The sequence below is a fragment of the Altererythrobacter sp. BO-6 genome (assembly GCF_011047315.1).
In the GTDB taxonomy this organism is placed as follows: Bacteria; Pseudomonadota; Alphaproteobacteria; order Sphingomonadales; family Sphingomonadaceae; genus Erythrobacter.
In genome coordinates, this window is sequence record NZ_CP049259.1 from 1,096,684 (window position 1) to 1,112,442 (window position 15,759).

10 protein-coding genes and 1 tRNA gene are annotated in these 15,759 nt (G+C 55.3%); 6 read left to right on the top strand and 5 right to left on the bottom strand.

Annotated features, from left to right (window positions below; genetic code table 11):
* Positions 1-565: 565 nt before the first annotated feature.
* The 3 genes from G6N82_RS05305 to G6N82_RS05315 form a co-directional block, all read right to left on the bottom strand.
* Positions 566-2,056 (bottom strand): amidase family protein, encoded by a 1,491-nt coding sequence (locus tag G6N82_RS05305; protein ID WP_165194460.1) that lies wholly within the window; start codon positions 2,054-2,056, stop codon positions 566-568.
* A 79-nt stretch (positions 2,057-2,135) separates the two neighbouring features.
* Positions 2,136-3,890: a M28 family peptidase gene (locus G6N82_RS05310; RefSeq protein ID WP_206520300.1), complete on the bottom strand. Its 1,755-nt coding sequence runs from the start codon at positions 3,888-3,890 to the stop codon at positions 2,136-2,138.
* Positions 3,891-4,264: 374 nt separating this feature from the next.
* The gene (locus G6N82_RS05315) at positions 4,265-6,628 is read right to left on the bottom strand and encodes a TonB-dependent receptor (RefSeq protein ID WP_165194466.1); all 2,364 of its coding nucleotides are present in this window, start codon (positions 6,626-6,628) and stop codon (positions 4,265-4,267) included.
* Positions 6,629-6,833: 205 nt separating this feature from the next.
* Between G6N82_RS05315 and G6N82_RS05320 the strand changes: the two genes are divergently transcribed.
* The 4 genes from G6N82_RS05320 to terL all read left to right on the top strand — a co-directional run bounded on the left by G6N82_RS05320 (position 6,834) and on the right by terL (position 11,635).
* Positions 6,834-7,757: a LysR family transcriptional regulator gene (locus G6N82_RS05320; RefSeq protein WP_165194469.1), complete on the top strand. Its 924-nt coding sequence runs from the start codon at positions 6,834-6,836 to the stop codon at positions 7,755-7,757.
* A 498-nt stretch (positions 7,758-8,255) separates the two neighbouring features.
* On the top strand, positions 8,256-9,812 hold the full coding sequence (locus tag G6N82_RS05325; protein WP_165194472.1) for a site-specific DNA-methyltransferase: 1,557 nt from the start codon (positions 8,256-8,258) through the stop codon (positions 9,810-9,812).
* Entirely contained in the window at positions 9,805-10,227 is a 423-nt protein-coding gene (locus G6N82_RS05330) for a DUF5681 domain-containing protein (protein ID WP_165194475.1), read from the top strand. The genes G6N82_RS05325 and G6N82_RS05330 overlap by 8 nt, the downstream gene beginning before the upstream one ends.
* On the top strand, positions 10,220-11,635 hold the full coding sequence (gene terL / locus G6N82_RS05335) for a phage terminase large subunit (protein ID WP_165194477.1): 1,416 nt from the start codon (positions 10,220-10,222) through the stop codon (positions 11,633-11,635). The genes G6N82_RS05330 and terL overlap by 8 nt, the downstream gene beginning before the upstream one ends.
* 350 nt (positions 11,636-11,985) lie before the next feature.
* Here terL and G6N82_RS05340 read toward each other — a convergent pair.
* A tRNA-Ser gene (locus G6N82_RS05340) sits at positions 11,986-12,076 on the bottom strand.
* Positions 12,077-12,194: 118 nt separating this feature from the next.
* Here G6N82_RS05340 and G6N82_RS05345 point away from each other — a divergent pair.
* Together G6N82_RS05345 and G6N82_RS05350 are read left to right on the top strand one after the other, a co-directional pair.
* On the top strand, positions 12,195-13,157 hold the full coding sequence (locus G6N82_RS05345) for a peptidylprolyl isomerase (protein ID WP_165194479.1): 963 nt from the start codon (positions 12,195-12,197) through the stop codon (positions 13,155-13,157).
* On the top strand, positions 13,154-13,489 hold the full coding sequence (locus G6N82_RS05350) for a DUF1905 domain-containing protein (protein WP_241255205.1): 336 nt from the start codon (positions 13,154-13,156) through the stop codon (positions 13,487-13,489). Before G6N82_RS05345 ends, G6N82_RS05350 begins: the two co-directional genes overlap by 4 nt.
* Positions 13,490-13,564: 75 nt before the next feature.
* Here the strand turns inward: G6N82_RS05350 and G6N82_RS05355 are convergent, their stop codons facing one another.
* Positions 13,565-15,655 (bottom strand): bifunctional (p)ppGpp synthetase/guanosine-3',5'-bis(diphosphate) 3'-pyrophosphohydrolase, encoded by a 2,091-nt coding sequence (locus G6N82_RS05355; protein ID WP_165194481.1) that lies wholly within the window; start codon positions 15,653-15,655, stop codon positions 13,565-13,567.
* Between the last annotated feature and the right edge of the window lie 104 nt (positions 15,656-15,759).

Sequence of the window (15,759 nt, forward strand, 5' to 3'; positions counted from 1 at the left end):
TTAGCGATCCAATTGCAAAAGTGAGCGGATTTCCGGGCCATATCTTTAGCCGAAATAATCATCGCGCCTTGTATGGACGCTTTCGGGCAATAGGCCAGTCGACCGCAATGACTAAGATTGGGGTGCGTTGCAGACTGGCTGCTACTGGGCCGATATCGGACTGTCAGGCTTGGTCAAAGAGCTAACATATAGCGGTTGGCCGCTTTTATGGCGGTCCTGCGATTATTTGGAGAGCGTCTATTGCAAGTGATAGCATGGGAACATCGAGCCGTCTCGGTGTGTAGCTGTCTCGTTTCCGCGGATCGGAGAAACTGCAGCGGCAGCCTATCCTTCCAGCCACACTTCAGCGGCCGACTCGTTGGCAAGCGACCTAGGTTATCTGATATGGTTGTGCGCCTTGCGCCAGAAGGAGTGTGAGACAGCTTTTGGGCGCCAACAGGACTGTCGGAGATATACTTATCCGACCAGCTTCAGAGGCATGCTGAGCCCGCGTTCGAGCTTGAAGCAGATCGTGCGCGCCAAACGCACGGAGACTCGATATCCTGTCAAATAGAATCCAGAAATACTACTTCATGGAATAGTGGAGCGAGTTTGGGGCCCAAACGTTTTTCCAAGGGCTTGCCTCCTCCAACTCATAGGCCAGTTCGTATAGCATCTGATCATTTCCTCTGGCCGCTATAAGATGGGAGCCGATGGGCAAACCCGATGCGCTCATGCCTAATGGCACTGACATCGCGGGCACGCCGCCGAAATTGGTTGGTGAAGTAAATTTCAATCGGGCCAATATGAAATTTTCGATCTCTTCATCCCAAAGATCATTGTAGCTGTGCTCATTCAGCCGAGGGCAAACGACAGGAGATACGGAAGTTAGCATAACATCTACCCTGTCAAAGGCAGCGTCAAATACGGAAACCAGGCCATTCAGATTAGCCATACCCTGAGCGATATCGGCCGCTGTATATTTGGAATAAGATTGCAAACTTGATGCCAGCAAAGGCGTCAATAATCCCAATTCGAGTAAATCCTTATCTCCGAATTTTCGGCGGATCAGATCGACTAGAGGCGCTGTTTTGCTGGCGGTGAATTTGAGATAATTTTCGGCCATTGCATGATCGTCGACTGGCCACGCAATCTCCTCAACATGGTGGCCCATATCTTCAAGCAGCTGGGCGGTCCGAATTTGTGCATGTCGAACCTCCGGCTCCACCGGCAGGAGATCATCGTCCCGGCTGGTCACAAAGCCGATCTTTAGCCGGCGGACCGATGGGGATGTTATGAACCCAATGGATTTGTAATGAGCACCAGACTTGTCTTCGGTTGCATCCAGTGCTGCGGCGCTGTCGCGTACCGTGCGGCTAATCATCTGGTTGGTCTTGGCGATGTCGTTCGAGCCATCGGTTTCGCCTGACAATTGCCGATACCTGCTGGCTTTCATGCCGAACGTACCGGTGGCCGATGCGGGCAATCTGTTCGATCCGGCGCCATCAGTACCATGAGCCATAGGCACCACACCGGCTGCTACGGCACAAGCCGACCCACCGCTTGATGAAAACACTGAATAGTCCATGTCCCATGGATTGTGGGTTGTTCCAAACAGCGCATTGCTGGTCATGATGAAGCTGGCCATTTCGGGTACATTTGTTTGACCAATGATGTTCAATCCCGAGGCTTCCAGCGCATCGACATATTGGACACTTTTATCGGGATAATAATCTGCAAAGAGCTTCGATCCCTGGGTCAAGGGAAGGCCTTTGATGCTGATCAAATCCTTCATCAATATAGGGACCCCGGCAAACCGGCTGTCGCCCGCAAATGCTGACGAACCAGCCCGCTCGCGGGCCCGATCAAAAGCCTTTCCAGTCATGAAATTCAGGGACGGATTCATCGCATCGATCCGTCTGATTATAATTTCGACGAGCTCAGTCCTAGATATCTGCTTCATCTTTATGAGCTCTGCGAGGCCTAAGGCATCATATTCGACCAGTTGGTCTGATCTTTGATGTGGCTTGGCAAAGGCTTGGCCAAATGGATCGATGAGGAGCGCACCCGCACTCATACCCGCTGATCGAAGCAGGGTACGGCGAGACAGCCTTTTATGATGCCATGTCACGTTGATTTTCCGAGCTTGGTTGACGTTAATTATTGCCCAAAAACAGTTTGAATGCCTCGCTGGAATAGACGCTGTCGTTGGTCAATGGCGACTCTCCCTCGCGTAAATCCTCGACTGTATGATTACCAAGCTGATCGAAGATAAATGCCATGCCGCGCGCCACTTTCTCCATTTCTGCATAGCTTATCCCGTCCATGTCTACATCAGCGGTGGTGTGATAATAGGGGCCCGTTTGTAACCAGCCTGCAAAAACCGGCGCTCCAAAATCATTAAAGGGCGGATAGAATGCGATTTCATCGGTCGCAAAATCTGTTGAATAGACATCGGCCATGCTGATGCCATATTCGCTCGCAGCCTCCTGGAAGAGGTTCAGCAGCAGCGGGCTGCGATTGGAAAGCGTCAAAAATATTGGTGAGCCGCTATTGGTCGGGCCGGTTAGAAATCCCTCTTTCAGCTGCTGCGTAAACCCCAGGTGCTCCATACGCGACACAAGCAACAGATCGTTTCTCATTAGATCGGCATATTTGGTCGCAAAATCCCTTGTTCCGCCAACCCCCGTTCGTTCATGCCCGCCTTGAAATAGAAAGATAAACCCATGTTCACGCTGTTCCAGCGGCTTTGACGCATAATATCGCGCCAGCGCCAGATTGGCGGCCACCGACGCGCCATTGTCGTGCAGTCCATAAAAATAGCCGTCAACATGGGTAAACATCATGATATATTTGCCCGACTTGCCGGGCAGGATACCATACACATTACCTGTTTGCAGTTCTGATGGCAGATGGTTTCGGCCTTCTACTACCATACGAACTTTGACCGGATCGGATTGGGTCGCGCGGTCAATCAATTTCCGCAAATAATACCCGTTTTCGTCATTGACGCTTATCCATGGAATGACCTCGCCAAGCTGGTCACCGCCTCCGGGAGCGCCTACACGTCCCGCGACTTGTTTAACGCCGGGAATTTGCCACCAAACGATAAAACCAGCGGGCTTGCCCCACTGACCTGTGGCGATACGCGAATAAGCAATGCGCACGGAACTGAATAGTGCGCTGGATTCAGCCCGCCCGCGAACCATTACAATCTTGCCAGTCAGATCCCGCCCGGCAAGTTCTGCTGGAGTCCCATCGCCGACATATATTAGCTCAGCCTGGAGGCCGCCTGCTGGCGTGGTTTTCGATGGAAAGGGGGTAATTGCGCCTTCAACTGCAAATGTCTGCCCATCATCAAATCCGGGCGCCTGAACAACGTCCAGACTGTTTGCCGAGGGAAACCAGATTGATTCGTACGTTGGAAACTTGTCATACTGGACATCTTCGATTCCAAAGCTCTTCAGGGTTGTAAATATCCAGCTATGTGCAGCTTGCTCATATTTGGTTCCTTCAATGCGTCCCCAGAGAATATTTCCATCAAGCCGCGATTGTTCAGCAAATTCAATCAGCTTGTCAGCATAGCCCTCGATTTCGGGAGCCTTGATCTGCGATCTCGGGTCATCGAGAATGTTGCGCGGTTGCCTCAGAGGAGGCAGGCCAATCGGGAAAAGGCGCTTATCAGCCGCCTCTGATGATTGCCGTTCATATTCGTCGGGTGGCAGGAATGCTGGGATTGTGACTGAATCGATCAGTTCCTGGGGATCTTTTGCCATATTGGTATCGAGATCCTCCGACTGTGCCAAAACCGTCAGGTCATCGACAAGTACGAAGGCGAGCATGGCCAGGCCGGTCAACAAGACCCTTTGCGGCCACCTAGTTCCGTAGCGCGTCAAATTCAAAGTTTTCATCGGACAGTGCCTCGCTTTTGTAGTTATGGTTCTAGTCCCGCTATTGAGTTCAGCCATCAATGACTTGGAGTTCTGAAGGGAAACGCATGCAATCTGTCGGCAGTGCTTTCGCCTGTTTGACTAAGCCTCACTATGCAGTTTCAGCATGTTGGCACAATACAACCAGCGGCTTTGCTTTGAGGATCATATCTGAAATTCCCGTAAGAACCCGTCAGGAAATGAGCCAAACCGCCCTTTGATTTTTGCAATATATCCAATGGCTTTCATCGACTGGGGCAAATGGACAACGGAGGTGCAACGGGTGTCAGGGAGACCGGTCACACCTCCGATCATTTCGGGCCATCAAAAAGTGCCCGCAATTTTCCTTGGCGCCCTTAGAAAGCCAATCGTGCCCTCAGTTCAAATGTGCGAGGCGGCTGGATATGATGGAAATAGGCGTTTTCAAATCCAAACCCTGTCCCTGAAAGCGATGCATCATTGCCCCAATTAAAGGTCGTCTTGTTGGTCAGGTTTTTCCCGACAACCGCAAGTGACCAACTTCCATCGTCCGCCTCGATCCCGATGCGCGCATTGACCTTAGCATAAGCGCTTTGAATGACATTGGGATCGCCGTCTGGCGCAACAACTATGTCGTCGGTCCAAAGGACATCCGTTCCAAGCGAAACTACCAGGCCGTCGGTTATATTTCTATCGTAAGAGAACCCGATATTACCCGAAGTATCGGGAGCAAATTGCAATGGCTGACCCGAAAGATCCTGAAATCCTCCATTGGCGGCGCAACTGCCATCCTGGATTTGGGATATTCTGCATGCGGCATTGGTAAACTTGTCATACTTGGCATCAAGTATCGAGAATGCGCCGTGGAAAGACAGCTCATCAGTGGCCGCAAAGACAAAGTCGCCTTCGATACCCTGAACCTTGGTTTTAGCGGCGTTGCCGACGATAAAGCCGACTGTCTCGAAAGAGCTCACTTGCACGTCATCATAGCTATTGATGAATGCTGCGAGATTTATGCGGGCACGCCGGTCAAGGAGCTCCATTTTCAGGCCAGCTTCAAAAGACTTTACCGTTTCATCTTCAAACTGACGCGAACGATCCAGGCCATTGTCCGCATCAAAGCCACCGGCCTTATAGCCTGTTCCGAAATTGAAGTAGCCCATGATGTCGTCATTGAAATCATATTGGAGGTTCAAATTACCCGTCCAGTGATTTTCGCTCCGGTCCAAATCATAAGAATACTGGTTGGCGAAACCGAGCACTGCGGAGCTCATTATGAATGCCAGAAACGGATCGGAGGTGGTGCCACCAGGTACAGCGGTGATCTGTTGTTTCACTGCATTTTTGCTGTCATCCGAATAGCGCAGGCCGCCGGTAACGCGAAAACTATCGGTTAGGTTGAAAGTCAGCTCCGCAAACGCTGACCATGTTTCAGACTTTTGCCGAAAGAAGTTGAGAAATTCCGTATCCAAACTGCCAGCGGCACCGCCACCCAAAAGGCCCAAAATGGCATTTTCAATGGGTGGCAGTGAACTTAGCGCCACCGTCGTACTGGCATCACTTCTGAGATCGGCATCTTGATAATATACGCCAGCCAAATATTCAACTGTTTGCCCCGATGGAGAGGTCAGCAGAATTTCTTGCGTGAATTGCTTATGCTCTTCATTACGGCAACGATCAATAAAGTTTACCGGCGCATAATCCGCATCAGTGCAGTTTTGATATTCATATTTTGTAAATGCGGAAATTGAGCGCAGCGTGTGGTCCCCAACTTCCAGATCCGCAGTCATTTGAAAAATGTTTGACTTGGTATTGTCAAGCAGCGGTCGTCCAGGGAAACCGGCATCAGACTTGTTGCGGTTGAATCCGGTGGTGCTGGCAAAATTAGGATCGCTGCCCAGTCCGAATAGAAAGTCTGAGGTGGGCGTGGAAATCGTCAGCTTCTGTTCGCGTCCAACAATGTCGAATTCACCATGCTCCGCCTTAAAGTTTAGTGTGAGCGCATCTGCCGCGTCCCATTCAAAAATACCGCGGACGGCAATATTTTCCTGCCCCGGACCATCTTCACCATTTGGCGCACTATTACGCATCCAGCCATCCGAGTTGAGATAGTTAGCAGCGATCCTCGCTCTAAAGCGGTCTGACAATGGTCCGGAAGCCATGGCGGTTACGCCAAAGGTATTCACTTCGGTCTCGTAGTTTGCTTCTACGTAGCCTTCGAGTTGATTGGTTGGTTGCCCGGAAGTGATGTTAATCGCACCAGCAATTGTATTCTTCCCAAACAAGGTCGATTGCGGGCCCTTCAGGACTTCTACACGCTCGATGTCTAGAAACGCAGCCCGTGAATTGCGGGCACGCCCCATATAAACACCGTCCACAAACATGCCGACGGATTGTTCAAAACCCTGATTGTTGCCGGAGCCTATGCCACGAATGAATATTTGATTTGAACTTCCGGATTTCCCAATATGAACATTGGGGATGAGATCAGACAGAGCTTCAAGATCGTCTATGCCTTGTTCAGCAATTGCTTCGCCGCTGACCACAGATAGGGCGATCGGAACATCCTGTAGCCCTTCGCTTCGCCGCGTTGCTGTGACGATAATAACGTTATCGTCAGATGCGCGTTCAGCTGCACGCTCACTGTCAGTTGGCACATCTTGCGCCATTGCCCCAGAAGCGGATGACAGCGCCAAAGCCATAATGCTGGCACCCGGTAACAGTTTCTTGTTCTTGAACATCGTTCTCTCCCCTGAAAATTGAATTTGCCCCGTCTTCCGCCTTCACCTCAGCCTAGTAGTTTCAGGTGGACGTGAGCGGCTCTCCCATACGCAAGCAAATTGCCTATGGAGCGCCCTTATGGAGGAGCTTGTCATAAGAGAACTTCATATTTAATATCATCGTTATTTGCCGTACAAATAATGTGATTGCCGTGGAGCCAAAGCGATGAACTTACGGAATGTTGATCTCAACCTTCTGACGATCTTTGATGCGATTATGACTGAAAGAAGCATTACGCGTGCGGCCCAGAAAATCGGCATGAGCCAACCGGCGATGAGCATTGCCCTCGACCGCTTCCGACATATCGCAGGGGATCGCCTGTTTGCGCGCACTGGTCAGGGAATGAAGCCGACTCCACGCGCATTGGAATTGGCGAATCCCATTCGACGAGCGCTATCAATTGTGTCGTCGGCGATCGAGCACCGCACCGAATTTGATGCCACCAAAAGCAAGCGTAGCTTCAACCTCGCACTGAGTGACTATGGAGAATTGCTCCTTGTCCCCCAAATCGCCAAGCTGCTGGAGCAAGCAGCTTCCTCGGTGCACATTAAAACAACATCGGCGCTTGGGCTAAATATTGAGCGGGAGTTGCATTTTGAGAACATCGATATTTATCTTTGGTTGATCCCGATTGAGAGCGAGATGGTTCGCTCCGTTCAAATTGGCACTGTGCAGGAAGTATGCTTGGTACGAAAAGAGCACCCGGAGATCAGTGATCACATTACTCTCGAAAAATATGCGAAAATGAAACATGTGGTTCTTGAACTGGCTGGGGCTTATGGTCCGCCGCTCATTGACCGCAAACTTTGGCGAAAGAAACTTACGAGACAGCGGACGATGACTGTGTCCAGCCTTTCTCAGATGCCAAGGATCGTAGGCATGACAGACATGGTCGCCACTTTGCCCAAGCCCATGGCGCAAGCCTATGCAGCCGCACATGATCTAAAAATTGTCCCCGCACCGGTCCACATCGAATTACCCGTCTTTATGATGTGGAATAAAAGAATGGATCAGGACTTGGGGCACACATGGCTGCGTGAAAGCATTATAAATATCCATGATAAAATAGCTTTGAAAAACTCGGCATAAGCTCGCCATAATGGGCTTTCTGCAGTCGATCGATAATAAGCGCTCCCGTAGCTTACCACGTAGCTCTTACAATCCGGGTACTTTGCGGGGAAGGTCGTTCGTTTTGTTGCAAATTGCGAGTATGCCATCTTCATTCTCCTTGGCCGGAATGGCCACGGAGAACGTCCGCTCTTGGGAACTAAGAAATCGGAACGCTACGTCTTGGATTGGGGCGCAAAGCAGACCTTTTGCCTATGCTCACCGCCTCCGATACTGCTCGAAAGCCCATAAACTGTTGCGATGAACCTGAGGCTGCAAAAACCACTTGCAAGCCGCAGGCATTTGTGGCTCGTAATAGGGCATAGACCTGGCACGGTATTTGTCACTGAGCTTCCGGCTCACTGGCAAATGGATGTAGGCCCCTAAGTCATGGGGTCAGGTCCTGAAACTCCCGCGTGGAGGCAGGACCAACTGTGCACTCAGCTCCTCCTCCGCCGGAACTAACGGACGGAGGAAACGATGAAAAACCAGGAGCATCCCAAGAACACCAGCCCGTCGGCCGCAAAGGCCAGCAACACGTCACCAACGACTGGAACAACTGCTGGCAGCAGCAAGAAGCCTGCTGCCAAGCGCAAGATGTTCTCTGACAGGGTGAAAGAGCAGCTGCAGGAAAAGTCTCGCGCCCGGCGAAAGGGACAGGCGGCGAAGACAAGGGTCGTTGGTGCTGCGTCCCGCCCCGCGCGCAATGACATCCAACCCAGGCTTGTCGTCATCGAAAAGCCTCTGGCCGACCTTCAGCCATCGCCCAACCGCGCGCGCGTCACCACCCCCGAACAGCTTGAGAAGGTGATCACCTCAATAAGGCAGTTCGGGCTGGTCATGCCGGTCCTGATCGATCGCAACGACATGGTCATATCGGGCCATGTCATCTGCGAAGCGGCGGAACAGCTCGGTTTCGAGACAGTGCCTTGCCTGTCGGTCGAACATCTCGACGAGGTCGAGATCGAAGCGCTCGCACTCGCCCTCAATCGCGTCGGCGAGACAGGCACCTGGGACACGGACCTGCTGCGCGAACAGATGATCAGGCTCGAGTCAGCAGGGATCGATCTCACAAACACTGGCTTCACGCTGCCCGAGATCGACCAGATCACAATCCTGTCCGAACCGGCTGAGGGCGATGGTGATGAAGATGAGTTTGAGGAAGATGAAGACGACATGTCCGTCATCTCTCGCCTCGGCGACCTGTATCAGCTCGGCGTGCATCGGCTCCACTGCGCCGATGCGCTTGAGATGGACTCGTATGTGCGCCTGCTTGCAGGCGAGCTTGCCCAATGCATCTTCAGCGACCCGCCCTATGGCTGCGAGATAGAAGGCTTTGTAAGCGGCCTAGGCAAGCACAAGCACCTGAATTTTCTTGAAGGAGCGGGTGATATGGATCGCGGGGAACTCCAGGAGTTCTTCACGGCCTATCTCGGGCACTGCAAGGCCTTCAGCTCAGCTGGCGCCATCATCTTTGCCTGCATGGATTGGAGGCAGATCGACATTCTGCTGCTCGCCGCGATGGATGTTGGCCTCACCCGCAAGAACATTGCCGTATGGGACAAGGGATCGGGAGGCATGGGTGGCCTCTACCGCAACGCGCATGAGTTCGTTGCGGTCTTCTGCAATGGCAATACCCCTGCCACCAACAACATTCAACTTGGCCGACATGGGCGCGATCGCTGCAACATCTGGCGTTATCCTGGCGCCAATCGTCCCGGATCCTCCTCGGCCAAGGCATTGGCTGACCATCCCACGCCCAAGCCAGAACCGCTGGTCGAGGATGCCCTGCTTGATGTCACCAATCGCGGCGATATCGTGCTGGATCCCTTTATCGGATCAGGCAGCACCATTCTCGCTGCCGAGAGCACTGGGCGTATCTGTCGCGGCATCGAACTCGATCCCAAATATGTCGACCGGGCCATCCGCCGCTGGGAGCGCGAGACGGGTATACCAGCCATTCACATCGAGACCGGGCTGACCTTCGACGAGCTCGCAAGGGTTCGTCTGTCGGAAAGGGAGGCGAGCCATGGCTAAGGACCCCAACAAGAAGCCCTCCAAATGGGGCAAGGGCAAGACTGACCCTGACACCTGGTGGAAGAAGGGCGACCCATCCCCCAATCCCAAGGGACGGCCCAAGGGTTCGAAGAACCAGAAGACATTGTGGAAGGAGGCAGTCCAGAAAAAGATCACCGTCAATTTCGACGGTGAGACCCAGAAGATGACCAAACAGGAACTGACCTATCATCAGCTCGCCCAGAAGGCCGCATCCGGCGACCTCAAGGCTATCGCCATGCAGATGAGCCTCGATGAGAAGTTCGACCCCGGTGAGACTATCCCTCCAACCAAGGCGGAATCCGCTGCCGACTTCGACACCTTCGATCAATGGTTCAAACTGCGAGAGACATTCAAAGTCTTCAAACAATCAGACGAGGAGGAAAACAATGGCTGATCCCTTCGAACTGCGCCGGATCGTCGATGACCTTTGCCGCAAGGACTTCTTTGCCTTTGCCATTCGCGCTTTCCCGATCCTCGAGCCGGGCAAGCTCTATATGGCACCGCATATCGCGATCATCTGCTTCCTGCTGATGAAAATCTTCAGAGGCGATGTCAGGCGGGCGCTCGTCTGCATCCCGCCGCGCTATCTAAAAACCTATCTGATCTCGATTGCCTATCCTGCCTGGCTGCTCGGCCAGGATCCCAAGATGCGGATCATCTGCGCTTCATATGGAACCGATCTGGCCGAGAAGTTCAGCGCCGATACGCTCAAGTTGATGAAGTCACCATGGTACAGGCGGGTGTTTCCAAACACCCATCTCGATCCCAAACAGCAGAACAAGACCGAGATCGGGACCACGGTGGGTGGCTACCGCTTTGCCACCTCTACAGGGGCAACGCTCACTGGACGCGGCGCAGACGTGATCATCATCGATGATCCAATCAAGGCCAGCGAGGGACACTCACCCACCGCTCGTGCCAAATGCATCGAGTGGTTCAAATCGACCATCCACACGCGCTTCAATCACCCCAAGGAGGGCAGGTTGATCGTCGTCGCGCAAAGGCTCCACCAGGAGGACCTGCCCGGCCACATCATCGAGACCGGAGGCTGGATCGAGCTGATCCTGCCGGCGATCCAGCCGACAACCCAGGATTTCGACATCGTCGAGGGTGGCCTCAAGGTCCGCTTCAAGGCTGGCCGCGTCCTTCAGCCCGAGCGCCATGACTTAAAGGATCTCGAGCAGCTTAAGAAGGAGATGGGGGAGTTCGATTTCGAGGCCCAGTTCAACCAGAACCCGCTGCCGCCCGGTGGCGCGGTCATCAAGGAGGAATGGGTGCAGCGCTACGAGATCCCGCCCAAGCCGTCCCAGACAATCGCGATCGTCCAGAGCTGGGACACCGCCTATCAGGGCGATGAAGACCAATCATGGAGCGTGTGTACGACTTGGGCGATTTGTCCTGATGGGTTCTACCTGCTCGACGTCTGGCGAGGCAGGCCGATCCTGTCGGCGCTCTACAAGAAGGTCTACGAGCTCAAAGCCCAATACAAGGCCAAGATGGTCATCGTCGAGAAGAAGGCGAGCGGGATCAGCCTGATCGAGGAAATCCGCCTCAAGGACCAGCAGCGGTGGTTGGATTACCTCTCGCCCTCCACAGGCAAGGTCGAACGAACCGAACAGCAGTCGCTTAAATTCGAGCAGGGCAAAGTATGGCTCCCCATCGAAGCGCCATGGCTCGCAGCCTATGAGGCCGAGCTGTTCAGCTTCCCGCACAGCAAGTTCGATGATCAGGTGGATTCAACAACCCAGTTTCTTGCTGCCTCGGACAAGCATCAGTTCAAGATGTTCCTGAAATACCACTAGTCCGATAGCGATCGGCTCTCGGCCAATGGCCCGATCTGCTCAAGCGGATCGGGCCATTGCGTGTTCCAGCCCGATATCTTTCCAGATCACTCAACTGATTTCTAACGGCAATTTGATGTCGAGCGCATACCGTTCCGTGTTCTTTTTGCGTTTTTCCGTGTTTTTCGGCCGGTAACACGGAAAGACCCTAAGACGGTACCACGCCAAAGGGCCGCGGAGAAAACCCGGCTTTCGGCCGGCCTTTCTCTCAGAATACCGCTCTCTGTGGTACGGGTTCACAGCCGCAATCCCGCAGAACTGCGGGGTTCTGAGGGGTCAATTCTCACGTGTAGGGAAAGTCGCAGACTAGGTGGCGGAGCAGGAGGGATTCGAACCCTCGATACGGTTTTGCCGTATACACACTTTCCAGGCGTGCGCCTTCGACCACTCGGCCACTGCTCCGCATGCCCCAATTATTGGCCTACCGCGCCGTGCGCTACTTGAGGCTTGAGACAGGCCCGCGCGGATAGCGGGACGAACCCTCTTTCGCAAGGCGCAATCCAGTGGCACACCTCCGCAGATGAAAAACCTCGTTATCGGCCTTGCCGCCCTCGCTCTGTCCCCGGCAGCGTGCGCTGAAGAAGCACCAGCCAGCGCACCCTCGCCCAATGAGATCGTTGCCGCCGCGCCACCATCGGACTGGGTGCAGATCCCGGCGGAAGACCTGCTGGTGATGGACCTCGCCCCCGATGCAGAAGGCAACCAGCGCCGTGTCGTGATCCAGCTGATCCCCGCCCCCTTCAGCCAGGGCTGGGTGCACAACATCAAGCTGCTCGCGAAGAGCGGCTGGTACGACAATATCAGCGTCAACCGCGTGCAGGACAATTACGTCGTGCAATGGGGCGATCCCAATTACGACAATCCTGAGGCGACCGGGGAAACCAAGCCACTGCCAGAGGGACTAAGGGTCTTGGAAGAGACAGAATACGTTACGCCTCCCTATCATGACGGGACCGGTCGGGTGCTGCGGGTTCACGGCGCCAAAGATACCTATGCCGACTGGGCAAGAATCAGTTCAAAAGGCTGGCCCATCGCGGGCACCGAGCAAGGTTCGAGCTGGCCCGTCCATTGCTATGGCATGGTCGGCGTAGGGCGGAACTACTCTCCCGACACCGGCTCTGGCGCGGAGCTTTACACCGTGATCGGCCATGCGCCGCGCCAGCTCGATCGCAATATCGCACTTGTGGGCCGGATCATCGAGGGGATGGAGCATCTTTCTTCGCTCCCGCGCGGAAAAGGGGAGCTGGGCTTCTACGCCGATTTCGAAAAGGACAGGCGCACGCCGATCCGGCAGGTCCGCATTGCCAGCGACCTGCACGAGATCCCGCAGCCCGCATTCGAATATCTCAGTACCGAAAGCGAGAGCTTTGCGAAGTATGCCGAGGCGCGTGCCAACCGCCGCGACGCGTTCTTCATCCATCCTGCTGGCGGCGCGGATATCTGCAATATCCCGGTGCCGGTGCGGCGCATTCCCGGCGAGTGACTATCGGCCAGGCACAGGGTGAGCGGGTTAGCCACACCACGCAACTTGCCCGTTGGCAGGGGGAGAAGGCGGTTTATCACCTTCTCGTGATTACCGGCGATGCAGCCGAAGCCATTGCGATGCACGCACGCCTGCTCCGGCTTGAATATGGCACGCGGCGCGGGTTCGGCTCGGTCAAGGTGATCGCGCGGCTGGGCGAGACGACTTGGAAGAGTTCAGTTTTTCCGCAGAACAAGGCCAGCGAATGGATTTTGCTGGTCAGCAAGAAGGTTATGCGGGCCGAGGATCTGGCGGCAGGCGATCAGGTGACGATGGAGTTGGAGCTGTTGTGAGTTCCTGCGAAAGCAGGAACCCCGATGCATTGCGCTACCTACCGGGCTCCTGCTTTTCGCAGGAGCGCACGGCCATCAGATACGTTCCGCCTGCGCCACCGCATCGCTGGCGCGCAAAGCGCTGAGGATACGCGTCAAATGCGCCAAGTCCTGCACCTCAAGGTCCAACTCGTAAGTGGCGAAGGGATGATCGGTTTCAATCTGGCCCAGCTGCTTCACATTGGCATGGCTCTGAGCGAAGATACCCGCCATCTCGGCCAGCGTACCGGGCCGGTCATAAAGCGTCACACGCAGCCGCCCGACTGCCCCTTGCGAACGCTTGCCCCAGCTTAGGTCCAGCCAGTCGGCATCGACGCCATTGGCCAGTTCGAAGCAGCCGATCGCATGGACCTCCACCCCCTCACCCTTGCGCCGCAGGCCCACGATGCGGTCACCCGGCACGGGGTGGCAGCAATCGGCCAGCTGAAAGCCGACGCCCGGCGTAAGGCCGCGGATAGAGATGGCGTGCTCGCGCCGGGTCCAATCGTCATCCTCGTCGATATCGGCAGTGCAGCCGGGAACCAGCGCTTCCATCACTTCACGGTCGGTCAGCTTGGCTGCGCCGATCGCGAACATCAGGTCTTCCTCGTCCATCAGCCCCAGGCGCTGGACCGCAGCATCGCGCGCCTTCTTGCCGATGCGCGCGGGGACCTTGGTGGCGATCTCGTCAAACAGCTTGCGGCCGATTTCCGCGATTTCCGCGCGCTCCTTCAGCCGCACCGCACGGCGGATCGCCGCGCGCGCCTTGCCGGTGACGACGAAGCCCAGCCATGACAGCTGCGGCTCGGCATTCTTGCTCTTGATGATCTCCACCACGTCGCCATTGCTCAGTGGAGTGCGCAGCGGCATGTGGCGCCCGTTGATCTTCGCACCCACCGCACGTGCACCCAGATCGGTGTGCACGGCAAAGGCGAAATCGACCGGGGTCGCACCTTTGGGCAGCTGGAACAGCCCGCCCTTGGGGGTGAAGGCAAAGATCCGGTCCTGGTAGATCGCGAGCCGCGTGTGTTCGAGCAGTTCCTCGGCATCATGGCTGGCATCGACGATCTCGATCAGGTCGCGCAGCCAGCCAACCGCGCCATCGGGCTTGTCGCCCTGCTTGTAGGCCCAGTGCGCGGCGAACCCAAACTCGTTGGTCATATGCATGGCGCGGGTGCGGATCTGCACCTCCACCCGCATCGAATTCTCGTACATCAAAGAGGTGTGGAGCGACTTGTAGCCATTCGACTTGGGCGTCGAGATATAGTCCTTGAAGCGCCCGGGCAGGAATTGCCAGGTGGTGTGAAGCACGCCCAGGGCAGCGTAGCAATCGGCCTCGCTCTCGCAGATCACGCGAAAGGCCATGATATCGGTTACTTGTTCGAAGCTGACATGGCGTTCGGCCATCTTCTTCCAGATCGAATAGGGATGCTTCTCGCGGCCGGAAACCTCGACCTTCAGCCCCGCCTCGGCCAGCGCCTGCTTGACCTTGAGCGCGATCGCATCGACCTGCCCGCCGTCCTGACTGCGCAGATCCTCCAGCTTCTTGGTGATCGTGGCATGCGCTTCGGGCTCGAGCTGTTCGAAGGCGAGCAGCTGCATCTCGCGCATGTATTCATACATCCCCACGCGCTCTGCCAGCGGGGCATAGATATCCATCGTTTCGCGCGCGATCCGCTGGCGCTTTTCCGGCGACTTGATGAAATGCAGCGTGCGCATGTTGTGGAGCCGGTCTGCCAGCTTGACCAGCAGCACGCGGATATCCTCGCTCATCGCCAGCAGGAACTTGCGCAGGTTTTCCGCCGCCCGCTCATCCTCGGGCATTTGCTCGATCTTGGAAAGCTTGGTCACACCGTCGACCAGCCGCGCCACATCCTGGCCGAAATTGGCCTCGATATCCTCGATAGTCGCCAGCGTGTCTTCGACCGTGTCGTGCAGCAGCGCGGTGATGATGGTCTGCTGGTCGAGCTTGAGGTCGGTCATCAGCCCGGCGACTTCGACCGGATGGCTGAAATAGGGATCGCCCGATGCGCGTTTCTGCGTGCCGTGCTTTTGCACGGTGTAGACATAGGCACGGTTCAGCGCCGCCTCATCGGCGTCAGGGTCATAACCCAGGACCCGTTCAACAAGTTCGTATTGCCGCAGCATCGTTCAGCAAATGTGCGGTGCAGCGCGACTTATTGCAATGCGAAATCCACCGTTGCCGGACGATAGCTTTCGCCATGGGCCGGAATGTGGGCGTGATGTCGCAT